General features: G+C 70.3%; 23 protein-coding genes, 1 tRNA gene and 1 pseudogene. 16 read left to right on the top strand and 9 right to left on the bottom strand.

What is annotated here, in order from left to right; genetic code table 11:
* Positions 1-141: 141 nt before the first annotated feature.
* Positions 142-2,040 carry an MFS transporter gene (locus tag ACGF5O_RS19120; RefSeq protein ID WP_393811022.1) on the bottom strand — a complete coding sequence of 633 codons (1,899 nt, stop codon included), beginning with the start codon at positions 2,038-2,040 and terminating at the stop codon, positions 142-144.
* 530 nt (positions 2,041-2,570) lie between these two features.
* Here ACGF5O_RS19120 and ACGF5O_RS19115 point away from each other — a divergent pair.
* Entirely contained in the window at positions 2,571-3,254 is a 684-nt protein-coding gene (locus ACGF5O_RS19115; protein ID WP_393811021.1) for a DUF6518 family protein, read from the top strand.
* Positions 3,255-3,382: 128 nt separating this feature from the next.
* Here ACGF5O_RS19115 and ACGF5O_RS19110 read toward each other — a convergent pair whose 3' ends face one another.
* The 4 genes from ACGF5O_RS19110 to ACGF5O_RS19095 all read right to left on the bottom strand — a co-directional run bounded on the left by ACGF5O_RS19110 (position 3,383) and on the right by ACGF5O_RS19095 (position 6,120).
* On the bottom strand, positions 3,383-3,616 hold the full coding sequence (locus ACGF5O_RS19110) for a hypothetical protein (RefSeq protein ID WP_393811020.1): 234 nt from the start codon (positions 3,614-3,616) through the stop codon (positions 3,383-3,385).
* 149 nt (positions 3,617-3,765) lie between these two features.
* The gene (locus ACGF5O_RS19105) at positions 3,766-3,981 is read right to left on the bottom strand and encodes a hypothetical protein (RefSeq protein WP_393811019.1); all 216 of its coding nucleotides are present in this window, start codon (positions 3,979-3,981) and stop codon (positions 3,766-3,768) included.
* 377 nt (positions 3,982-4,358) lie between these two features.
* Positions 4,359-5,084, bottom strand: coding sequence for a transporter substrate-binding domain-containing protein (locus ACGF5O_RS19100; protein WP_393811018.1), 726 nt, complete (start codon positions 5,082-5,084; stop codon positions 4,359-4,361).
* A 253-nt stretch (positions 5,085-5,337) separates the two neighbouring features.
* The gene (locus ACGF5O_RS19095) at positions 5,338-6,120 is read right to left on the bottom strand and encodes an IclR family transcriptional regulator (RefSeq protein ID WP_393811017.1); all 783 of its coding nucleotides are present in this window, start codon (positions 6,118-6,120) and stop codon (positions 5,338-5,340) included.
* A gap of 194 nt (positions 6,121-6,314) precedes the next feature.
* Between ACGF5O_RS19095 and ACGF5O_RS19090 the strand changes: the two genes are divergently transcribed.
* From ACGF5O_RS19090 to ACGF5O_RS19070, 5 genes are all read left to right on the top strand, one after another.
* Positions 6,315-6,776, top strand: a complete 462-nt coding sequence (locus ACGF5O_RS19090) for a hypothetical protein (protein WP_393811016.1) — start codon at positions 6,315-6,317, stop codon at positions 6,774-6,776.
* A 275-nt stretch (positions 6,777-7,051) separates the two neighbouring features.
* The gene (locus ACGF5O_RS19085; RefSeq protein WP_393811015.1) at positions 7,052-8,500 is read left to right on the top strand and encodes an amino acid permease; all 1,449 of its coding nucleotides are present in this window, start codon (positions 7,052-7,054) and stop codon (positions 8,498-8,500) included.
* Positions 8,497-9,183 (top strand): HAD hydrolase-like protein, encoded by a 687-nt coding sequence (locus ACGF5O_RS19080; RefSeq protein WP_393811014.1) that lies wholly within the window; start codon positions 8,497-8,499, stop codon positions 9,181-9,183. Before ACGF5O_RS19085 ends, ACGF5O_RS19080 begins: the two co-directional genes overlap by 4 nt.
* A complete protein-coding gene (locus ACGF5O_RS19075; protein ID WP_393811013.1) occupies positions 9,180-9,962 on the top strand; it encodes a cyclase family protein in 783 nt (260 codons plus the stop codon). Before ACGF5O_RS19080 ends, ACGF5O_RS19075 begins: the two co-directional genes overlap by 4 nt.
* A gap of 98 nt (positions 9,963-10,060) precedes the next feature.
* The gene (locus ACGF5O_RS19070; RefSeq protein ID WP_393811012.1) at positions 10,061-10,498 is read left to right on the top strand and encodes an Lrp/AsnC family transcriptional regulator; all 438 of its coding nucleotides are present in this window, start codon (positions 10,061-10,063) and stop codon (positions 10,496-10,498) included.
* Here the strand turns inward: ACGF5O_RS19070 and ACGF5O_RS19065 are convergent.
* From ACGF5O_RS19065 to ACGF5O_RS19055, 3 genes are read right to left on the bottom strand one after another with little or no spacing between them, the layout of a single operon-like run.
* The gene (locus tag ACGF5O_RS19065) at positions 10,482-11,909 is read right to left on the bottom strand and encodes an aspartate ammonia-lyase (protein WP_393811011.1); all 1,428 of its coding nucleotides are present in this window, start codon (positions 11,907-11,909) and stop codon (positions 10,482-10,484) included. The two genes, ACGF5O_RS19070 and ACGF5O_RS19065, sit on opposite strands and share 17 nt — an antisense overlap.
* The gene (locus ACGF5O_RS19060; protein ID WP_393811010.1) at positions 11,906-13,321 is read right to left on the bottom strand and encodes an aldehyde dehydrogenase family protein; all 1,416 of its coding nucleotides are present in this window, start codon (positions 13,319-13,321) and stop codon (positions 11,906-11,908) included. Before ACGF5O_RS19060 ends, ACGF5O_RS19065 begins: the two co-directional genes overlap by 4 nt.
* Positions 13,314-14,420 (bottom strand): homoserine dehydrogenase, encoded by a 1,107-nt coding sequence (locus ACGF5O_RS19055; protein WP_393811009.1) that lies wholly within the window; start codon positions 14,418-14,420, stop codon positions 13,314-13,316. The genes ACGF5O_RS19060 and ACGF5O_RS19055 overlap by 8 nt, the downstream gene beginning before the upstream one ends.
* A gap of 305 nt (positions 14,421-14,725) precedes the next feature.
* Here ACGF5O_RS19055 and ACGF5O_RS19050 point away from each other — a divergent pair, with 305 nt between their 5' ends.
* From ACGF5O_RS19050 to ACGF5O_RS19020, 7 genes and pseudogenes are all read left to right on the top strand, one after another.
* Complete coding sequence (locus tag ACGF5O_RS19050; protein ID WP_393811008.1) at positions 14,726-15,535, top strand: IclR family transcriptional regulator C-terminal domain-containing protein; 810 nt, start codon at positions 14,726-14,728, stop codon at positions 15,533-15,535.
* A 621-nt stretch (positions 15,536-16,156) separates the two neighbouring features.
* The gene (locus ACGF5O_RS19045; RefSeq protein ID WP_393811007.1) at positions 16,157-16,378 is read left to right on the top strand and encodes a type II toxin-antitoxin system VapB family antitoxin; all 222 of its coding nucleotides are present in this window, start codon (positions 16,157-16,159) and stop codon (positions 16,376-16,378) included.
* Positions 16,375-16,785: a PIN domain-containing protein gene (locus ACGF5O_RS19040; protein ID WP_393811006.1), complete on the top strand. Its 411-nt coding sequence runs from the start codon at positions 16,375-16,377 to the stop codon at positions 16,783-16,785. Before ACGF5O_RS19045 ends, ACGF5O_RS19040 begins: the two co-directional genes overlap by 4 nt.
* A 244-nt stretch (positions 16,786-17,029) precedes the next feature.
* Entirely contained in the window at positions 17,030-17,818 is a 789-nt protein-coding gene (locus tag ACGF5O_RS19035) for an RNA polymerase sigma factor (protein WP_393811092.1), read from the top strand.
* Complete coding sequence (locus ACGF5O_RS19030; RefSeq protein WP_393811005.1) at positions 17,815-18,759, top strand: CU044_5270 family protein; 945 nt, start codon at positions 17,815-17,817, stop codon at positions 18,757-18,759. Before ACGF5O_RS19035 ends, ACGF5O_RS19030 begins: the two co-directional genes overlap by 4 nt.
* A 255-nt stretch (positions 18,760-19,014) precedes the next feature.
* Positions 19,015-19,269: a Smr/MutS family protein gene (locus tag ACGF5O_RS19025; RefSeq protein WP_393811004.1), complete on the top strand. Its 255-nt coding sequence runs from the start codon at positions 19,015-19,017 to the stop codon at positions 19,267-19,269.
* 177 nt (positions 19,270-19,446) lie between these two features.
* Positions 19,447-20,352 (top strand): annotated as a pseudogene (locus ACGF5O_RS19020) (tyrosine-type recombinase/integrase); the annotation flags it as partial.
* A gap of 49 nt (positions 20,353-20,401) precedes the next feature.
* On the opposite strand, the gene ACGF5O_RS19015 reads toward ACGF5O_RS19020, so the two are convergent.
* Positions 20,402-20,475, bottom strand: a tRNA-Gly gene (locus tag ACGF5O_RS19015).
* Between the two features lie 283 nt (positions 20,476-20,758).
* On the opposite strand from ACGF5O_RS19015, the gene ACGF5O_RS19010 reads away from it, so the two are divergent.
* The 3 genes from ACGF5O_RS19010 to ACGF5O_RS19000 all read left to right on the top strand — a co-directional run bounded on the left by ACGF5O_RS19010 (position 20,759) and on the right by ACGF5O_RS19000 (position 22,113).
* Entirely contained in the window at positions 20,759-20,920 is a 162-nt protein-coding gene (locus ACGF5O_RS19010) for a hypothetical protein (RefSeq protein ID WP_351494045.1), read from the top strand.
* Between the two features lie 100 nt (positions 20,921-21,020).
* A complete protein-coding gene (gene dcd / locus ACGF5O_RS19005; protein WP_133023558.1) occupies positions 21,021-21,596 on the top strand; it encodes a dCTP deaminase in 576 nt (191 codons plus the stop codon).
* A 10-nt stretch (positions 21,597-21,606) separates the two neighbouring features.
* Positions 21,607-22,113 carry a phosphoribosyltransferase gene (locus ACGF5O_RS19000; RefSeq protein ID WP_393811003.1) on the top strand — a complete coding sequence of 169 codons (507 nt, stop codon included), beginning with the start codon at positions 21,607-21,609 and terminating at the stop codon, positions 22,111-22,113.
* Positions 22,114-22,115 lie beyond the last annotated feature (2 nt).

Here is a 22,115-nt window from a genome sequence, read left to right as displayed (position 1 = left end):
GGGGTCCCTTCGTCTGCCGCGCGATGCGGCGGCGCTCGTTCGTGCTGGTGCTTGGTGCTTCGTGCTCGGCGGTGTGGTCCCGGCAGGGGTGACACGCGGGCACGTGCGTGCGTGCGTCCCACCCCTGCCTCGGAGTCGGCTCTACGACTCCTTGAGCGCGGCCAGTTCCCGTTCCACCAGGGCGTCGTGCGCCCGCTCGTCCTCGCGTGCCCGGCGCGGGCTCCACCGGCCGGCCACCAGGAAGACGAAGGGCAGGAACAGCAGCTGACCGGCGACGCACACCCACCACCAGGTCTGCCACTGCCTCGGGTTGTCCTGGGCGGCCTTCGCCACCTCGGCCCCGTGCGCGGCGAGGTACGCCAGGCCGGCCTTGCCGATGGCGGCCGGCGCGGCCTTCAGATCCGCGGCGTACCGCGCCGCGAGCCGCAGACCCTGCTGTGTGCCGGGGTCACCCAGACCGGCCAGCAGCTTGACGGCCGCGGGCCGGCCGACTCCGAGACCGGTCATGATCTGTTTCACCGCGTCGGCCTGGGCGGCCGTGTCCCGCGGGTCGGCCTGTATCGCGGCCATGGTGGCGGGGGCGACGGCCTGGGCGGCGGCCAACTGACCACCACGGACGGCCGATTGGGCGCTTCTGATCTCGGTCGCTGTCGCGCCCTCCGCCGTGGCGACCTGGCCGAGCAGGGTGGCCAGCGCTTCCCGGTCGGCGGGATCCTTCCGCACGCGGGCCGCGACGGCCGGGTCGATGCCGGTGACGATCGCGAACTGACGGGGGTGCTCCTGCTGGATGGCGGTGATCCGTGCCCCCTTCTCGACCAGCGTGGAGGTCGCCGGGACGATGAACGTCAGCACCACCAGGGAGAACGTGACGACCAGGCGCAGCGTCCAGCCCCACACCGCGAGCCCGACCGCGGTGGCCGCCGGGTCGTGCTTCTCCACGGTCTCGGTGAACGAGGCCATCCAGGCGACGTAGGCCATGCCGCCGCCCACGGAGGCGAGGACGAAGTAGAGGGCGAACGTGTGGTAGCCGGTGCTCGGGTGAGTCGCCGCGAGGGCGAACAGGACGGTGCCCACGACGCTGACGATGCCGCCGAGCACCATGAACGGCTTGCGCACGCGGAGCTTGTCCGACAGCAGGCCGAACACCACCAGGCTGATCGCGTTGAACGCCCAGTACCAGTTGGCCAGTGCGTTGGCCCGCTGGTCGCTGTAGCCGAACGTCGTCGCGAAGTAGACGACGGCGAAGCCGACCAGCGCGTAGTACAGCAGCAGGAAGACACTGATCGCGAACGCCGAGCCGACGATGCCGAAGCGCAGCATCTGCCGCCATGGGCCCTTGGGTTCGCGCGCGGGGTCGTCGCCCTTCGCACGGGCCGCACGGGCCTCAAGGAGGGCCCGGTCGCGCATGCTCACCATGAGCTGGTCACGCAGCGCGGGGGACAGCTCACGCAGTCCGAGGAGGGCGACGACGAAGACGACGAGTCCGGCGACGCCGCAGACGTGGAACTGGAAGCGCCAGTCGGGGTGTTGGCCGAGCGTGTTGCTGGAGACGGTGGTGACCACGAGGCTGCCGAGGACCGGGCCCAGTGTCCAGAAGCCCATCGCGGCGCCGCGCCCCACCTGCGGGGAGAAGTCGCGCATCAGTGCCGGCGTGGCGACCAGCACGACGCCCTCGACGAAGCTGAGCAGGACGTAGAGCACCAGATAGGTGATCCCGTTCGGTGCGTGGGGAAGGCCGACGAGGATGATCAGCCCGGTCGCGAGCAGGCCCCCGACCACGAGGTTGGCCCTGCCCCACCGGTCGGCGAGTCCGGCGAACAGCGAGGCGAAGGCGCCGACCGCGTTTCCGGCGACCGAGATCCAGACGAAGTAGCTGAAGGACATGCCGAGTTCGGTGATGATCTGGGTCGCCACCGAGCCCGAGACGTACAGCTCGTAGTAGAGGACCACGGTCGAGAGCACCGTGATCGCCAGGTACAGGTACCGGAGTCCGGTGTCGGGATAGTGCGACAGCCGCCGGTTCCACAGGCTGTGTCGCACTGCGGGACTTCCATCGGGGAGCACGGGGACGCGGGTCGTTGTCACGGTGATTCCTTCCCTGGCGGTACGCCGGTGGCGCACCCAGCGTGTGGGGCGGGGACCCGGTTTCGCGGAGGACGGGCCCGCACCGATCCGCGTCTCGACGCCGAGTTCTACTGGCCGCCGATGACTGCGGACCTTTTCGCCGCAGGACCGCGGCGCTTTCGTGGGTGACCCGCCGGGTCCGCGGACCACCGTTCGGCGAGGCGGTCTTGCGGAGGACGCTTCGTGGGCGCCATCTCGCTCCTGTCCGCTGCCGTGGACGTTGCGGAGACGGTAGGACGTAGTCTGGGCAAATGTCCAGACTTCGCTGGCCGAATGTTCTGCCCGGCAATGCCCGTGTTCGGATCCGGCTGGTGGTCGACAAGCCGTATGCGGCGAAAGGCCGCTGGTCGTCGCGCCGGTGAGCGCACATGGAGGGCCCTGCCGCCGGGCAGCTATACGCGATGTGTATACACGCCGTGTATAGTGCGCGGGAGCACACCAGAGGCATGTCAGACACAGGCGTGATCGCGGAGGCCGGCATGACAACGACCATGACTCCCGACGACCTGGCGGCACAGGGCAGCGTCGGCGGCCCGTGGGTCGCCACCGGCACGGCGGCGGTCGGCGGGCTGGCGTTCGGCGTGCTCACCAACCTGGCTCAGGGATGGCTTCCGGGAGCATGGAACCAACTCGCCAACTCCGGCGCCTTCTGGTCCACCGTCGCATTCGCCGCCGGAGCCCTGCTCACCCGTCGGGGCACCTTGTCCCGGGCGGTGACCTGCGGTCTGGGCGCAGAGGTCGGACTCGTCGTGGGGTACTACGCCTACGCCGAGCTCGGCCGCGGCGGCATGGGCTCTCTCTTCTTCCCGCTCGTCTGGCTCGGTATGGCATGCGTGGCGGGGCCGCTGTTCGGTGTCGCGGGACACTGGTGGCGACACGGTCGGGACGCACGGCGCCGCATCGCCGGCCTGGCGGCATTCGCCGGGCTCTTCGGCAGTGAGGCGCTGACGGCCGCCTGGGACCTTCACTACGCGCCGCAAGCCTGGACCTGCTTCGCGGCGTTCACTCTCGTTCCGCTGCTCATGGCGCGTGCGACCCGGGAGCGGGTCCGTGCCCTGGCACTGGCGGCACCCTGTGCGCTGCTCGCCTACACGGTGATCGACCTGCCCCTTCAAGTGATCCCCAACTGAACGGCCGTTGCCGTACGACCGGGGCCCTCGCCCGGATTCTCCGCGTGCCATCCGAGGATCGGCCGCACATGGAGGTGAGCACGTGCCGGGCGGCCCAGGTCTCCGGGAGGTGCTGCCATGGCCACGGGTCAAGGGTGGTCTTCACGGTCGGAGAAGCCGGTATCGACGATCAGGCCGGCCATGGGGTTCGGCTCCGGACAGACGTGCTGGAGGCGACACCACCTGACCTGCGACGGACGCGGCACGCCACTCAAGGTCATCACCACTGCGGCGAACGTCAACGACGTCACCCAGAAGCCCTTCTCGGCGACAAGGGCTACGACTCGAACCCGAACAGCGATGAGCCGTGCAAACAGCCTCATCTGCCGGCTCCGGCACAAGAAGGGCTGCTCGTGATCCTGTTGCGAGCTCTTAGCGGCGTACGCATCTCGGTGTAAACGTGATCGCGATGGTGCAGCATGCTCGCGCGGGAGCGCCCCGCGGCGCGTGGCCGCGGGGCGCCCAGTGGGCGTTAGTCGACCATCTGCCCGTCGCCCGTACCGCCGACGCACTTCATCCCGACCACCTTTCCGCCGCCGTCCACGCACTCACCCGGGGTGAGGCTTTCGGTGTGGGCGGTGGCGGGGGTGTTGTGGGTGGCGGCCGTGGCGGTGGCGGCACCTGTGAGGGAGAGCCCGGCGAGGGCTGCCGTGGCGATGACGGCGGCGAGAGTTCGTCGAATGCGCATGCGGTTTCCCTTTCGCGGATTGCCTCGATTGGGGCACTACTCAGCTTGATCTTCACCCATGTGGGTGGCGCGTTTGGTTACTCCATTCGAGTGACACCTGCCGGAGTGGGCCACCGGCGACGCAGGCACGGATGGCCGGTGCCGCAACCCGCCGGGAAGGCCTTGGGGCCGTGCTCGCATTCACGTACGCATCTCGCACGCATCTGGCACGCCTGTCGCGAGTGCCGACCACCGCTCGTTCATCTGGATCGATGACGAGATCGACGCAATGGATCGCATCCGGGCCTCTGCGCAGCACGAAGGGCAGTCGCCCGCGAGAAGAACACGTCGGCGGACGTTGAATTCATGCCCTCTGCCCATGCCTGCCGAGCCCACCATCAGGTTGCAGCAGGGGCGGCCAGGGTTGGTTCCTGACCGGAGCGGCGCAGCGCCTGGGCGACGAATCCGGACGCCAGCAGCTCGGCCACCGTCTCGCTGAGGAACCGTGTGGTCTCCGTACCTCTCGTCTTCGTCGTGCCGATGGCCTGCCGGATCGTCATGAAGGCAGGCTCCAGAAGGCGTAGGTCGGGGCGTTGCGCGACGTGCGAGCTCAACGGTTGGCGGATACCGGCCGCCACGTCCAGGCCCTCGGCATGGAAAACATCGACGCCCTCATCGCCGCGCACGACAGTGGCATGGCGCAGGGTGCGGGCCAGGTAAAGGTCGTACGCCGACCCCTTCTTGACACCGATGCGGATCTCATCCCGATCAACCTCGTCGGCGGAGGCGAATGCCGAGTTCACGGGTACCGCGTACACCCCCTCAATGTGCACATACGGCGTGCTGAACGTGACCTCCGCTTCACGAGCCGGGTCCACAGCGAGGAAACAAAGGTCAGCTTGCCCCTCAACCATCGCGGCGTATGACTTTCGGGCCGCGTCAAAGCAAACGAACTCCACTGACAGGTTCAAGCGTGCGGCTATCTCGTGAGCCAACTCGACGGTGATCCCGGACGGCAACTCAGGGGTGCCCTGAGCGAGGACCGGATTACCGAGGTTGATCGAGGCGCGCAGCACTCCTGTGGGGGCGAGGTCGCGGGCAAGATCTGCGTTTGTGCATGCCATGCCGTGAGCTTAGGAGTCCGTTGTCCGATCGGCCCCAGGTTTCGATTGGGCACAGGGGCCTGCATCCCTCTGGGGTAAGACCGCCCCGTTCGTGCACTGGCGCGAAGCGCAACGCCGGTGGCTCGCGGGACTCGACCCTGAAACGGGCAGGCCAGACCCCCTCGTGGCAGGAAGACGACCGGCCGCAGGGGCTGTCTGGTCTCCGACGCGCACGCCGTCACGTAGCACGGCGATCCGGGCGCACACGCCGTCCTCAGCCCATACCACCAGGAGTTGCCGGACGCAGGGCCGTCTCCAGGCGGCGGCCCCAGCGCAGGGCGGCCTCCACGCACGCCTGTGTCCGGGGTTCCAGACGCCGTCGCGGTCCGACGACCTGCACGGCGGCGACGACCTCGCCGGTGAAGTCGCGGACCGGCACGGCGACCGAGTACAGGCCGGGTTCGGCCTCCTCGTCGACGACGGAGTAGCCGCGCCGCCGGGTCAGCTCCAGCCGGCGCAGGAAGTCGGCGAGGCCGGTGGGGGTGTTGGGGCCGTGGCGGACGAACTCGGTGCGGGCGAAGACCGCGGCCACCTCGTCGTCGTCGGCGTCGCTCAGCAGCGCCTGACCGCAGTCGCTGCAGTAGGCCGGGTAGGGGCGGCCGATCCAGGAGCCGAGCTGGCGGCTTCCCTGCGGTACCCGTTCGGCGATGGTCACGGTGCTGTCGCCGACCAGGACGCCCAGGTAACAGCTCTCGCCGGTCTCGGCGGCCATGCCCTCCAACGCCGTGAGTCCGTCGGTGCGAAGCCGGTGCCCGGTGAGGTCGCGAGCCGCGGAGTAGAGCCGCCAGTGCGGGGTGACGCCGCCCGAGGCGTCGTCCCGGACGACGAACTCCTCCGCGGCCATGGCGGTGATCATGCGGGACAGCTGGCTGCGGTCGCGGCCCATCTGCCGGGCCAGCTCCGAGACCGACAGGCCGGAGCCATGCCCCCGCCCTTCGGCCGTGCCGCGGGCGAGCGCCGACAGCGCGTCCAGGCCCTTCGTCACGCTCGAGTCCACGCGCTCCTCCTCCGTGCCGACATCTGCGTCCGCCCGGGTCGCCATGGGTCGCCGTCCCTGTGACCTGCCAGTGCGGACTCTAACGTCACTCCGGAACGATCAGAAAATGTGCAGCATCTGCATCTTGCCGTGCATTTAATGCACGCCTAACATCCTCGTACCAGCCGCCGCCGAACGCCGAGGGATGAGGACGCATGGCCACGACGACGATCACGCCGGAGACCGCCGCACAGGACCGGAAGCCCGTACGGCGCCGCACGGTCCGCGCGATCAAGGTGCACTGGCCGGTCCCGGCGGCGACCCTGGCCGCGTGCGCGGCGGGCGACCTGGACGTGCTGCGCTCCGACGAGTCCTTCGCCCCGCTGCTGCGGGTCCTGGAGACCTCGCCCGAACTCGGGGACTTCGGTGTCTACGGCGATGTCTTCGAGGTGGCCCTCGGCGTGGAGAGCTTCACCGTACGGACCGGCGCCCGCCCCGCCCTCGGCTCGGTCGGCGGACGCTTCCTCTCCTCGACGCTCACGGTGACCACGTACGTCGAAGTCACGGTCGGCGACGACGAACTCGCCCTGCTCCTCGCCCGCCTCACCGACGTCCACCCCTGGGAGGTCCCGGTGATCGAACTCTCCGCCCCCATGGACCTCGTCACCCGGGGCTGACCCCGCACCCCGGCCCCCTCCCCCGTCGGCACCCCACCCTTCGCCGACGCCCTCGATCCCCACCCGCACCACCGATCCACGCCCCCTGCCCCGGCCCCCGCCGACACCTCCTCCGAGCCCGTCGCCGTACCGGACGACCGCTCCTGCCCGTGCGCGGCCACCCCCTCGCGCACCCCTCACCCCCGAAAGTGGCCCGACCCCACCGCCATGCCCTGCCGATCACCCCCCACGCCCCGTCCTCCCCGCCCCGCCCCGCTCCCGCAGAGGAGACCGCCGTGTCCGTCTCAGCCGTACCGGAGAACCCTCCGACCGCCACCGGCCCCGCTCCGCAGCCGCCCTCCGAAGGCCTGCGCCGCACCATGCGCTCCCGCCATCTCGTCATGATCGCGATGGGCGGTGTCATCGGCTCCGGGCTCTTCCTCAGCACCGGATACACCGTCTCCCAGGCCGGTCCCCTCGGTGCCGTCCTCGCCTACCTGGTCGGCGCGTTCGTCGTCTGGCTGGTGATGGCCTGCCTCGGCGAACTCGCCGTCATCTACCCCGTCTCGGGCGCCTTCCACGTCTACGCCTCCCGCTCGATGGGCCCCGCCACCGGCTTCGCCACCGCCTGGCTGTACTGGCTGACCTGGGCCGTCGCCCTCGGCTCCGAGTTCACCGCGTGCGGGCTGCTGATGCAGCGCTGGTTCCCCGGGGTGAGCGTCTGGGTCTGGTGCGTGGTCTTCGCGGCCGTCGTCTTCGGCGTGAACGCCTTCTCGGCCCGCGTCTTCGGCGAGACCGAGTACTGGTTCTCGCTGGTCAAGGTGATCGCCGTGGTCACCCTCATCGTCCTCGGCGGCGCCGCCCTGCTGGGCTTCCACCCGCTGGCCTCCGGCGGCTCGCACCCGTTCCTCCTGCAGAACTTCGAGACCTCCCACGGCCTCTTCCCGAACGGCTTCTCCGGCGTCCTGGTCACCGTGCTCGCCGCGTTCTACGCCTTCTCCGGCTCCGAGCTGATCGGCGTCGCCGCCGGCGAGACCGAGAACCCGGCCGAGGCGGTGCCCAAGGCGCTGCGCGTCACCGTCGTACGCCTGCTGGTCTTCTTCGTCGGCGCGATCACGGTGATCGCCGCGACCATCCCGTACGACAAGGTCGGCCTGGACGAGAGCCCGTTCGTCACCGTCTTCTCGTCCCTCGGCATCCCCTACGCCGCCGACGCCATGAACTTCGTGATCATCACCGCGCTGCTGTCGGCCGGCAACAGCGGCCTGTACTCCTGCGCCCGGATGCTGTTCTCCCTCGCGGAGGAGAAGCAGGCCCCGCAGGCGCTGCGCCGGCTCAGCCGCCGCGGCATCCCGCTGACCGCGCTCGCGCTCAGCATGCTCGGCGGCCTCGCCTCCCTGGTGAGCAGCGTCGCGGCGCCCGAGACGGTCTACCTGGTGCTGGTGTCGATCGCCGGGTTCGCCGCCGTCGGCGTCTGGATGTCCATCGTCGCCGCGCAGTTCTTCCACCGCCGGGCCTTCGTCCGCGACGGCGGCGACCCGCGCACCCTGCCCTACCGCACGCCCTTCTACCCGGTCGTCCCCGTCCTCGCCTTCGTCCTGTGCCTCGCCTCGCTCATCGGCATCGCCCTGGACCCGGCGCAGGCGACGGCCCTGTACTTCGGCGTCCCGTTCGTGGCGGGCTGCTACCTCTACCACTGGCTGCGCCACGGCCGCCGCCGCACCGCTGCCGGGGCGACCGCGTGAAGCCGCCCACCTGCGTCCTGCTCGACCTCGACGGCACCCTGGTGGACTCCGCCCCCGGCGTGACCGCCAGCGCCGCCGAGGCCCTGCGAGCGGTCGGCGCCCCGGTCCCCGACGCGCCCACCCTGCGCACCTTCGTCGGCCCGCCGATGTACGACACCTTCCGCGACGTCGTCGGCCTCCCCGAGCCCGCCGCGCGGGCCGCCCTCACCGCCTACCGCGCGTCCTACGCCCGCACCGGCGCCTGGGCCGCCACCGTCTACGACGGGATACCCGAACTCCTCGACACCCTGGCCGCACGCGGGCTCCCGCTGGGCATCGCCACCTCCAAGGTGCAGGACCAGGCCGAGCTGATGGCCCGCCGCTTCGGCCTCGACTCCCGCCTCAGCACCGTCTGCGGGGTGTCCGACGAGGCCGGCCGTACGACGAAGCGGCTGGTGATCCGGGAGTGCGTCGCCCGGCTGCGGGCGGCCGGCGCGGACGTCAGCCGCCCGCTGATGGTCGGCGACCGCGCCTACGACATCGAGAGCGCCGCCGCCGAAGGGATCCCCGCCGTCCATGTGCGGTGGGGGTACGGCGGCCCCGAGGAGTCGGCGGGCGCCCTCGCGTCCGTCACCGAACCGGCCCAACTCGCCGAGCTGGTCGCCCTGCTGAACACCGCCGAGAAAGAGGACCAGCACGCATGACATCGCACACCGCCGTGACCGAGGGCACCCCCGAACCGCCCCTCTGGGCCCTGCACCGGGAACTGATCGGCAAGACGGTCCGCACCGACCTCACGCACGCCTTCCACCCCGGCCAGCCGCACTTCCCGGCCTTCCCGGACGAGAAGCGCGAGATGCCCTTCGACATGTCCCGCGGCGACGGCTTCAACGTGCACCTGTACACGATCGTCGGACAGTGGGGCACCCACGTCGACCCGCCCGTGCACTTCGTCGACGGCGCCCGGACCCTGGACGAGATACCCGTCGACGAGATGATCCTGCCGCTCGTCGTCCTCGACATCACCGAGCGGGTCGACGCCGACCCGGACGCCGTACCGACACTGGCCGACGTGGCGGCCTGGGAGGCGCGCAACGGCCGTGTCCCGGAAGGTGCGTTCGTCGCGCTGCGCACCGGCTGGGGCCGCCGCTGGCCCGACCCGGCCGCCATGGCCAACAAGGACGCGGCGGGGGTGAGCCACTACCCGGGCTGGTCCGCCGAGGTGCTGACCTACCTCTTCGAGGAGGCCGGTGTCACCGCGATCGGGCACGAGCAGACCGACACCGACCCCGGACTGGCCACGTCCGCCGGGGACTTCAGCCTGGAGAGCTACGTCCTGGAACGGGACCGCTGGCAGATCGAGCTGATGGCCAACCTCGACCGGGTACCGGAGGCGGGCGCCCTGATCGTCGCCACCTGGCCCAAGCCGCAGGGCGGTTCGGGCTTCCCGGCCCGCGTCTTCGCCCTGCACCCCGCGAGCTGAACCTCCGCCGCACCACCAGCTCCGGCGGCCGTCCTGACGGATCCGGCCGCCGGAGCTTTCGCCCGTCCGGAGACCCGTGAGGAGAAAGGCACCGCGCCATGGACGCCATCGACGAGCAGATCATCACCGAACTCACCCGCAACGCCCGGATCTCCCACGCCGAACTGGGCCAGCGGGTACGGCTGTCCCGCAACGCCGTCCGCCAGCGCGTCGAACGCCTGGAACGGCAGGGGCACATCGGCGGCTACACGATCGTCCGCCCGTCCCACGGGCCGGACAGCGCGGTGGTCGCCGCGCACGTCCTGGTCTACCGCGAGGACCGGATGCGCGGCGGAGACGTCCTCGCCGCACTCAAACGCATCCCCGAGGTGGTCTCCTGCGACGTCCTCAGCGGCCAGTTCGACCTGCTGGTCACCGTGGAGGCGGCCTCCCTGGAACGCGTACAGGGCATCTGGGAGCAGATGGCCCAGATGCCCGGTGTACGGGACACGGTGACGGCGCTGGCGCTGTCCCGGGTGGTCAGCCGGCCGCGGTGACGTCCGCGGCCATGAGGCGCAGCGCGGTCGCACGGTCCAGCAGCCCGCGTCGTACGACGACGTCCACCACGTCCGCCCCGGTCCGCGCCGCCTCCCGGGAGACGTCGGCGGCGGTCTCGTGGCCGATGCGCGGGGCGAGCGCCGTCACCGCGCCGACCGTGCCGGCGCCGGTGCGCGCGAGGTGCTCGCGGTTGGCGGTGATGCCCGCCACGCAGCGGGTGCGCAGCGCCGCGCAGCCGTGCGCCAGCCAGCCGATGTGCTGCAACAGCAGGTGCCCGATGAGCGGTTCGAAGGCGTTGAGCTGCAACTGTCCGTTGTCGGCGGCCATGGTGATCGCGACGTCCGCGCCCGCGGTCGCGAAGGCGATCTGGTTGACCATCTCGGGGATCACCGGGTTCACCTTGCCCGGCATCACCGACGAACCGGCTTGCAGAGCAGGCAGGTTGATCTCGGCGAGGCCCGCGTGCGGTCCGCTGGCGAGCAGCCGCAGATCGCTGCACACCTTCGACAGCTTCACCGCCGTACGCTTCAGGACCCCCGACACCAGCAGAAACACGCCCGTGTCCGAGGTGGCCTCCACCAGGTCGGCGGCGGGCGTGAGGTCGAGTCCGGTCAGCGCGCGCAGGTGTCGTACGGCCGCCTCCGCGTAGCCGGGTTCGGCGGCGATGCCGGTGCCGATCGCGGTGGCGCCGAGGCTGGTCTCGGCCAGCAGCGGCAGGGTCTCACCGATCCGCTGGACGTCCTCGGCGAGCGTGACGCCGAAGGCCGCGAACTCCCGGCCCAGCGTCATCGGCACGGCGTCCTGCAACTGGGTGCGGCCCACCTTCACGACGTCCGCGAACTCATCGCCCTTGGCCGCGAACTCGGCCGACAGGAAGGTGAGTTCGGCGCTGAGTTCGGCCAGTGCGGCGCTGACGGCGATGCGCAGGGCGGTGGGGTAGGTGTCGTTCGTGGACTGGCAGCGGTTGACGTCGTCCAGCGGGTCGAGGTGCTCGTAGCGACCGCGCTCGTGGCCCAGGTACTCCAGGGCGAGGTTGGCGATCACCTCGTTCGCGTTCATGTTGGTGCTGGTGCCCGCGCCGCCCTGGATGACGTCCACCCGGAACTGGTCGTGGTGCCGGCCCTCCGCGACGGCCCGGCAGGCCGCCGCGATCGCCTCCACCTTGTGCGGTTCCAGGACCCCGATCTCGCCGTTGGCGAGCGCCGCCGCGTGCTTGACCTGCGCCAGCGCGCGCACGAGAGGGGGGTGGGCGCCGACGGGAACCCCGCTGACCCGGAAGTTCTCCAGCGCCCGGGCTGTGTGCACACCCCAGTACGCCCCGGCGGGCACCGGTACCTCCCCCAGCGCGTCGGACTCGACCCGGAACCCGGTGCCGGACCCGCCGGGCACTCCCGCCCCCGTGCCGCTCACACCGGCTCCCTGTTGAGGCAGACCACCTTCGGCTGGGTCATCTCCTCGTAGGCGAAGCGCACGCCCTCGCGCCCCATGCTGCCGTACTTGAAGCCGCCGAACGGCATCGCGTCGAAACGGTAGTCGGAGGAGTCGTTGACCATCACGCCACCGGCCTCCAGCAGCTCCGCCGCCGCCATCGCCCGGTCCAGCGAGCCCGTGAAGACGCCCGCGTGCAGACTGAAGTCGATCTCGTTGGCCCGCTCGACGGCCTCCTCGAAGGAGTCCACGGGCTGGAGCACGACGACCGGCGCGAACGCCTCCTCGCGCCAGATCGCCGAGGTGCCCGGCACGTCCTCCAGCACGGTCGGCGTGTACAGCGAGCCGTCCCGCTCGTGCCCGCACAGCAGCCGCGCGCCCTCGGCGAGCGCGGCCGTGACCGTGGCCTCGGCGGTGGCCGCCGCCTGCTCGCTGATCATCGGCCCGACGTCGGTGCGCACGTCCGCCGGGTCCCCGGCCCGCAGCCGCCGGGTCCGCTCGACGAAGGCGTCCCGGAACTCCGCGTACACCTCGCGCTCGACGAGGATCCGCTGGGTGCCGATGCAGTTCTGCCCGGCCGCCCAGAACGCCCCGGAGACGCATGCCGCCACGGCCGCGTCGAGGTCGGCGTCCGCGAGCACCAGGACGGGGGCGTTGCCGCCCAGGTCCATGGCGAGTTTCTTCAGGCCCGCGGTACGGGCGATGGCCTCGCCGGTGCGGAACCCGCCGGTGAAGGACACCATCCGCACGTCCGGCGCGGCCACCACGGCCGCGCCCAGCTCGGCGCCGCCGTTGACGACGGTCACCACCTCCTCCGGCAGCCCGGCCTCGACCAGGGTGTCGACCAGCCGCAGCGCGGACAGCGGGGTGAGCAGGGACGGTTTGAGGACGACCGCGTTGCCGCCCGCGACCGCGGGGCCGAGCTTGTGCGCGACCAGGTTGAGCGGGTCGTTGTACGGCGTGACGGCCGCGATGACGCCCAGCGGCTCGCGGGTGAACCAGCCCAGCCGGCCCTCCGATCCCGCGTACGCGTCGAAGGGCACCACCTCGCCCGCGTTGCGGCGGGCCTCGGCGGCCGACAGCCGCAGGGTGTTGACCGCGCGGCCGGTCTCCTTGCGGGCCTGGACCAGGGTCTTGCCCGCCTCGGCGACGATCAGCCGGGCGAACGACTCGGCCCGCTCCTCGATCAGCCGGGCCGCCCCGTCCAGCACGGCCGCACGGGCGGCACGGGAGAGCCGGCGGGCCGTCTCCCGCCCGGTACGGGCCCGCCGCAGCACGTCGTCCACGGCGGTGGCCGGGGTGAGGCAGACGGAGCCGATGGTCTCGCCGGTGTAGGGGTTGCGCACGGGCGCCATGCCGATGCTGAGGGAGGCACTCAGGGCGGTGTCAGCCACGACGGACCTCCTGGAGGGTCAGGCTCTTGGCGCCGGCGACCGTGCCGACTGTCCCGGCCGTGCTCTGCTCGTGGATGCCGATGACGTCCGACAGCAGGGCGTACGCCGTCTCCATGCGTCCGGCGCCGGGTCCGCCCATCGTCACGGTGCCCAGCAGGTCGGTGTGGAAGGCGACGGTGTTGACGGGCCCGGTGACCCCGGCGAGGGGGTGCTCGGCGGGCAGCGCGACCGGGGCGACCCGGGCCTCGACGGTGCCGTCCGGGCGGCGGGCGGCGGAGCCGACCAGCTTCCAGCGCAGCCCCTCGGCGGCGGCCCGCCGGACGTCCTCGGCGGCGAGGGCGGAGATCCCGGTGCAGGGCACGTCCGCGCGGGTCAGGTCGGCGCCCAGCACCTCGTTCGCGAGGATCATGACCTTCAGCTGGACGTCGTACCCCTCGACGTCGGCGGTCGGATCGGCCTCCGCGTATCCCAGGGCCTGGGCCTCGGCGACCGCGTCCGCGAAGGACAGGCCCGACTCCAGGCGGCCGAGGACGTAGTTGGAGGTGCCGTTCAGGACGCCCTCGAAGCCGGTCACGGCGAGGCCGCCGAACATCCGGCGGGCGGTGCGCAGCACGGGGGTGCCGGACATCACCGTGCCCTCGAACTCGAAGCACACGCCGTGCCGCCGGGCCAGTTCGCGCAGGGCCTGGCAGTGCAGGGCGACCGGTCCCTTGTTGGTGGTGCACACGTGCTTGCCGGCCTCGATCGCCCACCGCACGTGCGACAGCGCGGGCTCGCCGTCCGTGGGGTTGGTGAAGGTCGCCTCGGCCACGATGTCGGCGGGGACCTCACGGATCACCCACTCGTTGCGGGGGTCCGCGCTGCCGCCGTCCATCGGGGAGAAGTCCAGTTCGCCGGGGGCGACGGCGAGCAGCGGAGCCAGGTCGATCGCCTCCCCGTCCGTGCGGACCAGCGAGCCGGCCCGCAGGTCGGTGATGGCCACCACCCGCAGCGCGAAGCCGAGTTCGGCCTCCAGCGCGTCTCCGCGGCCGGCGATCAGCTCGGCGAGCGCACGGTTCACGCCGCCGAATCCGATGAGCGCGAGGTCGTATCGGGTCATCCGGTCCTCCTTCTCCAGCGGCACCGCCCACCTGGCGGCCCGGCCACGGACAGCCTCGTGCGCGGGCCGGTCAGCGAAGCCATGCCGAAACGGCCGGGAGGACTGCCGATGTGCACCGGGCGCATACCGCTCGTCCTGCGTCCGGCGTCGACGGCGCCGTACCGGACCGCACGAGACCGGCAGGCCGACCGGCAGGCCGACCGACCGACCGCGATCCGCCGCCCCGGACCGCTGACCACCGGCCCGCTCACCACCGGCCCGCTGATCACCGGCTCCCCTGATCACCGGCTCGCTATAGTGCGGAGGTGACGACGAACGGCCCCGCACCCCGCCCATCTGGCATGGGAACGGCCTCCTCGCTGCGCATGGCCCTCCGGATGGTCAACACGGTCCTGGACCGGGAAACCTCCGGCCGGAACGGCTTCAACGTCAGCCGACTCGCCGACGAGGTGGACGTCGAGCGCAGCAAGGCGTCACGCACCACCCAGGATCTGTGCGACAAGGGCTTCCTGGAGCGCCTCGACGACTCGACACTCCGCGCCGGCAGCGCCTTCTTCACCACGGCGGCGTCCCTGCACCCCGGCCTGCCGGGCCGCAGCCGCCCGCTCCTGCGCCGCCTGGCCGTCCAGCACCGTGCGGGCGCACGGCTCTCCGTCCGCGACGGCGTCCAGGTCCGACTGCTGCGCGCCGAGTCCGCCGCGGGTTTCGCCCAGGAGTGGCAGGGCGGGACGAGTCTCGTCACCCCGTGCTGGTGCACCGGCGCCGGCCGGGCGCTGCTCCTCGACCACACCGCCGAGGAGATCACCACCCTGCTTGAAGACTACGAGCTGATCGGTGTCGGCGGCCCCAACGCGGCCCACTCGGCGAGGGAGGTTGCGGCGGCCAACGACCGTGACCGCCTGCGCGGTGTCATCGCGGCGCACGGTGAGTTCGAACACGGCGTCACCGAGTACGCCATACCCGTGCGCGACACCGCCGGACGCATCAGAGCCGCGGTGTCCGTCGTCGGCAGGCAACAGGACCTGACGGTCCACGAGCGGATGATCCACACGGACCTCACGGCCGCCGCGACAGCACTGGCGAAGTACATCGACGGCGCCGACACACCGCCCTGACACCGCCAAGCCGCGTTCCGAGGACCACAGCCCGTACGAGTTCTTCGCCCGCGACGACCTGAGCGGCCCAACCGACCGACTCGCCGCCCTGTCGGCCCCGTCGGAGCTACGTCCTGGCCCACAAGCCGCCCTTCACCTAAGCGACTTGACCACCGTTTGCCCGACACACGGCGCGGGCCACAGGAAATGCCCCTAGGGCACGCAACCTCCGCATTGGACTAGACAACAAGCAAACCCCGGGTCTCTGACCTGGGGGTTTCTGCTGGAGCGGGTGACGAGAATCGAACTCGCGCTCTCAGCTTGGGAAGCGACGGCGCTCGGGTTGGGCTACATGGCTTTGACCTGCGCGGACGCCTTCCCTCTACGGTGGCAGCAAGGACCGGATCACGCCGCTGTTGACCGTAGGCGTCCGGTCTTATGGGCACGCCGTGGGCACGGGCACCACCGGCAGCCCGACCAAGCATGCGCCCGACGCCTGCGCCGACCGGACCGCATCGCCTCTCTGGCTTGCCTGAAGTGTCCGTCGCGACTGCACATGCCGGGATCCGGCACTGATGGACCGGCGAATGTTGGTGACGTATTCTTCTATGTACATCATCAACATTGTGCGGGAGGTGCTGCATGTCTGTGACCCAGATCGACATCGATGACGACGCCCTGGAGCGAGCCATGGCTCTGGCCAAGGTCAGGACCAAGAAGGAGGCGGTCAATCTCGCTCTGCACTTCTACGCCGAGCAGCAGGAGCGTGCGGCGCGCATCAGCCGCCACTTCGAGCGTGCGCGTGAGTGGGGTGCCGTCGAGGACGCCGAACGCCTGCACCAAGCGGAGAAGCACAGCCGGTGATCTACTTGCTCGACACGTCCGGCCTGGTCCGGCTGCTCCGCGATCCAGAACTGCAATCGGCCTGGCACGACGCGATCGACGCAGGAGCGATCGCGTCCTGCTACGTGCAGCGCGCCGAGTTTCTCCACAGTGCCCGGAACGGACGCGAGTACGACGAGATCGCGGAGATGTTCACAGACCTCTACCCCGACGTCTCGGTGCCGAAGAACGCGGGGCGCTGGATCGGCGCGGTGCAACACCGTATGGCCCAGGCCGGGGAGCATCGCAGCGCCTCGGCTGTGGACCTCGTCATCGCTGCCACCGCGGCCCATCACGGTCTGGCCGTCCTCCATGACGATGCCGACTACCGCACTGTTTCCCGGCACACATCCGACCTGACCGAGCACAACATCCACGACGTGGCCTGAGCCGCGTTGTCGCCCGACAGGTTAGGGACAGGGACGTTCTGCGAACACCTGGCCTTTGTTCCGCGGCCGGCCGACCAGCGGCGTGAGACCACCAGCGGCCTTGACTGCCGCCGAGCCCAGGATCGGTTCTGGCGACATGTGAGATGAAAGGGTGCTGGGCCGAGAAGGGCCGGGCCGGCTGACCTCACGTTCGCACACGAGGCGAGTTCGAGGATCCGCTCGTGGTGTGATCGTCGCCACAGAGATGACCGGTGCCGAGCGGACAGGGCTGGTTGTGGAACTTTCCCTGCGTGACCGGATACGCGCCGGCGATCCGGAAGCCTTCGCCGAACTGTTCGGAGCGCATGCCCGGGCCGTCTACGGTCATGCTGCCCGGCTGTCGGCGGACCGGAGCACGGCAGAGGACGTGGTGTCCTTGACCTTCCTGGAGGCCTGGCGGCTCAGGGAGAAGCTGAGACCTGAAGCCGCGGCCCTGGACGACGACGCCGACGTCCCCGAAGGCGATGGACTGCGCCCCTGGCTGTACGGCATCGCCACCAACGTTCTGCGCAACACGCGCCGCGCCGCCCGTCGGCACGGTGCCGCGCTCGCCCGGCTCCCCGACCGCTCGGCGGACCGTGACACCCTGCCGGACTTCGCCGACGAACTCGTCGGCCGCATGGAGAACGCCGAGCGGCTCGCTGCCGCACACACCGCGCTCGGCCGACTGCGCAAAACAGAGCGCGAGGTGTTCGCACTGTGCGTCTGGTCGGGACTGAGCTACGCGGCCGCAGGCGAGGCCCTCGGCGTGCCGACGAGCACCGTACGGTCGCGGCTCGCCCGGGCAAGGCGGCGTCTACGAACGTTGTCGGAGGCGGAGTTGGCCCGGCGTACGTCCACCGGGCGGCTGACCGAGTACCCGGCGGAGCGAAGTACCGCCGCGGCACCGGACCTTCCGGCTCGGCAGGAGAGGCCGGGACTCGGTCGGCGCACCGGACAGGTATCGGGTGGCCGTCCCGAAACGGCCCGGTCGACACAGGAGAAGCACGGATGAACCCCGAAGAGCGCGAGGAACTGGCCAGGCTGCTGCCGAGCCCGGGTGACCCGGTCCTGACGAGCGGCCGCCACGACCTGCTGAAGGACCATCTGATGAAAGAGCTCACCGCGCAAGCCCCGGAACTCCCCGAGATCGCGACGGCACCCGGCCGACGAGCGCGTGCCCCCCGCCGCCGGATCGCCCTCATCACCGTACCCCTCGCCACGGCGGCAGCGGTCGTCGCCACGCTCCTTGCCGGCACCGTCGGGTCCAAGACCGCCACGACCGATGCGGGCGCGGTCGACCTCCTCAATCGCATCGCCGAGGTCGCCGCCGCGAAGAAGACCGTGCCCGTCAAGGACGACCAGTACATCTATGTCCGCACGCAGGGCTCCATGACGTTCTCGGACCACGACGTCCGGATCCTGCGCGAAGCGAGTTGGACCGCCGTGGACGGCAAGCGCGCGGGACTGCGCCGGGTCACGGTGCTGGTGGGTCCGCTGTTCCGGCCCCGGGACCCGTTCTCCTCGTATTCCAAGGGCACTCACGACATGAGGCTGAGCCCCGACTCGAACGTCACCACGTTCCGCGAGCTTCAGGCGCTGCCCACCGACCCCGACGCGCTGCTGGAGAAGATCTACGCCGGCACCAAGGGGCAGGGGCAGACCAGGCAGAGCGCGGCGCTGGAAAAGATCGGCGACATGCTGCCCGACGCCACGCTGCTGCCCGAACTGGACGCCGCGCTCTACCGTGCGGCCGCGAAGATCCCGGGTGTCTCGGTCGTCGCCGACGCCAAGGACCACAGCGGACGCTCCGGCATCGGTCTGAGTTTCAAGGAGCGCAACGGCCGCACGGTCTGGGTCTTCGACAAGAAGTCCCTCGGCTTCCTGGGCTCGCCGGACGAGGCACTGCTGGACGTCGGGGTCACGGACAAATCAGGCGAGACTCCGGCCGCATGAATGCCTGTTCCTGGAGACCGGCCCCGTCCCGCAATTGAAGGCGAGAAACGGAGCGGGCTGGACGACAAACAAACCCCAGGCGACTGACCTGGGGTTTCATACTGCGCGGAACCGAAATGGGGCCGACTGCTGGAGTCGACCCGGCCCGAACTCGGCGCGATCCGTTCGGACCTGCCCGGACCGGGGTCCTGGCAGGGTGCCGGATGACACACTCGAACCGGGTCGTCACAGGTGGCGACAGAAGGAGGCTGTACGTTGCTGACATTGGATTTGCACCCGATCTTCCGGAACAACCGCGACATCGAACTCGCGCTGCGGCAGATCGTCTTCCAGGCGAACCACACGGGAGAGCCCGTTGTGGAGATCATTCACGGAAAGGGCACCGGGCAGCTCAAGGGCCGCGTCCTCGCGTTCCTCGGCCAGAAGCACATCAGGAAGCTGTACGACCGCGTGGAGATCGACACGGCCAACACGGGCCGGATCCTGGTCCACTTCACGTCCCGCCACTGATCCCTCTCCCGGCTCGGTTCAGGCCGCCGAGGCGCGCGTTCCGGGGCCCGCCCATCCGGTCCGGCGTCGATGCAGGCAACGGCCGACAGCCAGAGCGCCCCGATGCCATGCTGCCCCCATCCGAGCCCAAGAGAACCGGCGAGGCCGAGCAATGTCGGAACGAGGGTGAGGGGAACTACTCGTCCGACGAACCGCTATCTCCTCGACAAGCACCTGTTGGCCCTCACCGAATCGGACTTGGACGAGATCACAGCCCCGCGCGTGCGTGAGTGGCGGGCCGATCGGCTGCGGACCGCCAACGCCAGGACGATGACGGCCAAGGCGTACCGACTCCTCAAGGCCATCATGGAGACGGCCGTGGACGACGAGTTGATCACTCGCAATCCGTGTCGGATCAAAGGCGCCGGTAAGGAGAAGGCGGCTGAGCGGCGCATCGCCACCGTCGCCCAGGTCGACGCACTCGCCAACGCCGTAGGGATGTGCTGGCGGCTCATGGTCCACCTCGGCGCGTACGGTCCGATGCGACCGGAAGAGCGGGCCGGCCTCCACCGCCGGGATGTCGACCTCGACAACCTGCGCGTCCGCGTTCGCCTCGCTGAACCGGAGCGGATGAACGGACGGCGCGTACAGGGCGACACCAAGTCCGAGGCCGGCACCCGGACTGTGATTCTTCCCGCGTACCTCCACCGGGAGCTCCGCTGGCATCTGCAGAGCTATGCCGAGTCGGGCCCCGATGGGCTGCTCTTCGTCGGGGAGAAAGGCGCTCCGTTCCGGCGTAGCACCTTCGGGCGGAGGTGGCGGAAGGCGCGGGAGATCGTCGGCCTGCCCGAGGGCTTCCGCTTCTACGACCTCCGGCACACGGGGCACACGCTGTCCACGCGCTCCGGCGCCACGCTCAAGGACACCGTGGTCCGGGCCGGACAGTCCTCCGAGAAGGCGGCGCTGATCTACCAGCACTCCGACGACGAGCGGCAGGAGGAGGTCGCCGCCGGGCTGGACGCCACGGTCCGTAAGGCGCGGGCAGCTGCCGCGCAGAGGGCGCCCGACAAGCCTTCTGGCACGAATCTGGCACGCGACAACTGATCATCATGGACAGCAAAAAGGCCCGGTTCGCTGACCTGGGCCTTCTCCATGGAGCGGGTGACGAGAATCGAACTCGCGCTCTCAGCTTGGGAAGCTGATGTTCTACCATTAAACTACACCCGCGTAAGACGCCGACGGAGTCGGTGTCCGAACGTTCGCTCACTGTACCTCATGGCGGACCCCCGGTGCTTGGACCGTGGGGTTCGGGTGCGTTTCGGGGGTTGGCAGAGGCGTGGGATCCGGGTGCGGGCGACCGGAGTTGGGGCGTACGGTGGAGGTGTGGGAGAGGGGCCCGGCAGGCCGGAGTGCCGCCTGGAGAGCCGTCCCTTTGATCCCGTAATGTGGCTTTCCGTCGTCACGGCAGTAAGCCCGACGCGGCTCCTGGGGAAGGGACTCAAGGGACTTGATGGAACAAACCGTCGTCCGCTGTGCCGAAGGGCACGTGTTCAGCACCGCTTCGTTCCCGATGCAGCAGGCCGAGCGGCTCGGCCCCGGCCGGCTCGTGCGGTGTCCCAAGTGCGCCCGGCTGCGCAGCGTCGTGCCGGTCGCACTTGAGAAGCAGCAGTAGCGGCAGCAGCAGCGGAAAGAAGAGGGACAGCAGCAGTAGCAGGGGCGCGTGGACTCGTCACGGTTTTCGTGGGTCCGCGCGCCTTGCGTATCCTCGGGGCGTGCTTCTCTCAGACAAGGACATCCGGGCCGAGATCGATGCCGGGCGGGTCCGCATCGATCCCTACGACGAATCCATGGTGCAGCCGTCGAGCATCGACGTGCGGCTGGACCGCTTCTTCCGGGTGTTCGAGAACCACCGGTACCCGCACATCGACCCCTCCGTCGAGCAGCCCGACCTGACCCGGCTGGTGGAGCCGGAGGGCGACGAGCCCTTCATCCTGCACCCCGGGGAGTTCGTCCTCGCGTCGACGTACGAGGTCATCTCGCTCCCCGACGACCTCGCGTCACGGCTGGAGGGGAAGTCCTCGCTGGGCCGGCTCGGGCTGGTCACGCACTCCACCGCCGGGTTCATCGACCCCGGCTTCAGCGGTCACGTGACCCTTGAGCTGTCCAATCTCGCGACCCTCCCGATCAAGCTGTGGCCGGGCATGAAGATCGGGCAGCTGTGCATGTTCCGGCTCTCCTCCCCCGCCGAGCACTCCTACGGCAGTGAGCGCTACGGCTCCCGCTACCAGGGGCAGCGCGGGCCCACCGCCTCCCGCTCCTACCTCAATTTCCATCGGACGCAGGTGTGAGGGGCCGGTCATGAGCAGCGACAGTCCCGTGCGGGAGAACCTGAACTACGAGCAGTTCGGCGTCGCCGTGCGCGAGCTCGCGCAGACCATCGCCGACGACGGGTTCGAGCCGGACATAGTGCTGAGCATCGCCCGCGGCGGCGTGTTCGTGGCCGGCGGGCTCGCCTACGCCCTCGACTGCAAGAACCTGCATCTGGTGAACGTGGAGTTCTACACGGGCGTGGGGACGACCCTCGACATGCCGGTCATGCTCGCGCCCGTCCCCAACGCCATCGACTTCAGCGACAAGAAGGTGCTGATCACCGACGACGTCGCCGACACCGGCAAGACGCTGAAGCTGGTCCGCGACTTCTGCCTCGAAACGGTCGCCGAGGTGCGGTCCGCGGTGATCTACGAGAAGTCCCACTCCCTCGTGAAGTGCGAGTACGTGTGGAAGCGGACCGATGACTGGATCAACTTCCCGTGGAGCGTCCTGCCGCCCGTGGTGCGGCGGGACGGGCAGGTGCTCGACGCCTGAGA

The sequence above is a fragment of the Streptomyces sp. NPDC048291 genome, assembly GCF_043201715.1.
Taxonomy (GTDB): domain Bacteria; phylum Actinomycetota; class Actinomycetes; order Streptomycetales; family Streptomycetaceae; genus Streptomyces.
This window is presented reverse-complemented; position numbering and strand designations above follow the sequence as displayed.

Bases quoted from the DNA above. Each gene is read 5' to 3' on its own strand.
- ACGF5O_RS19010 (WP_351494045.1), top strand. From the start codon at position 20,759: ATGGAACAAACCGTCGTCCGCTGTGCCGAAGGGCACGTGTTCAGCACC.
- ACGF5O_RS19110 (WP_393811020.1), bottom strand. From the start codon at position 3,616: ATGAGGCTGTTTGCACGGCTCATCGCTGTTCGGGTTCGAGTCGTAGCC.
- ACGF5O_RS19100 (WP_393811018.1), bottom strand. From the start codon at position 5,084: ATGGCATGCACAAACGCAGATCTTGCCCGCGACCTCGCCCCCACAGGA.
- ACGF5O_RS19075 (WP_393811013.1), top strand. From the start codon at position 9,180: ATGACATCGCACACCGCCGTGACCGAGGGCACCCCCGAACCGCCCCTC.
- ACGF5O_RS19045 (WP_393811007.1), top strand. From the start codon at position 16,157: ATGTCTGTGACCCAGATCGACATCGATGACGACGCCCTGGAGCGAGCC.
- ACGF5O_RS19090 (WP_393811016.1), top strand. From the start codon at position 6,315: ATGGCCACGACGACGATCACGCCGGAGACCGCCGCACAGGACCGGAAG.
- ACGF5O_RS19000 (WP_393811003.1), top strand. From the start codon at position 21,607: ATGAGCAGCGACAGTCCCGTGCGGGAGAACCTGAACTACGAGCAGTTC.
- ACGF5O_RS19070 (WP_393811012.1), top strand. From the start codon at position 10,061: ATGGACGCCATCGACGAGCAGATCATCACCGAACTCACCCGCAACGCC.
- ACGF5O_RS19105 (WP_393811019.1), bottom strand. From the start codon at position 3,981: ATGCGCATTCGACGAACTCTCGCCGCCGTCATCGCCACGGCAGCCCTC.
- ACGF5O_RS19030 (WP_393811005.1), top strand. From the start codon at position 17,815: ATGAACCCCGAAGAGCGCGAGGAACTGGCCAGGCTGCTGCCGAGCCCG.
- ACGF5O_RS19035 (WP_393811092.1), top strand. From the start codon at position 17,030: ATGACCGGTGCCGAGCGGACAGGGCTGGTTGTGGAACTTTCCCTGCGT.
- ACGF5O_RS19055 (WP_393811009.1), bottom strand. From the start codon at position 14,420: ATGACCCGATACGACCTCGCGCTCATCGGATTCGGCGGCGTGAACCGT.
- ACGF5O_RS19115 (WP_393811021.1), top strand. From the start codon at position 2,571: ATGTCAGACACAGGCGTGATCGCGGAGGCCGGCATGACAACGACCATG.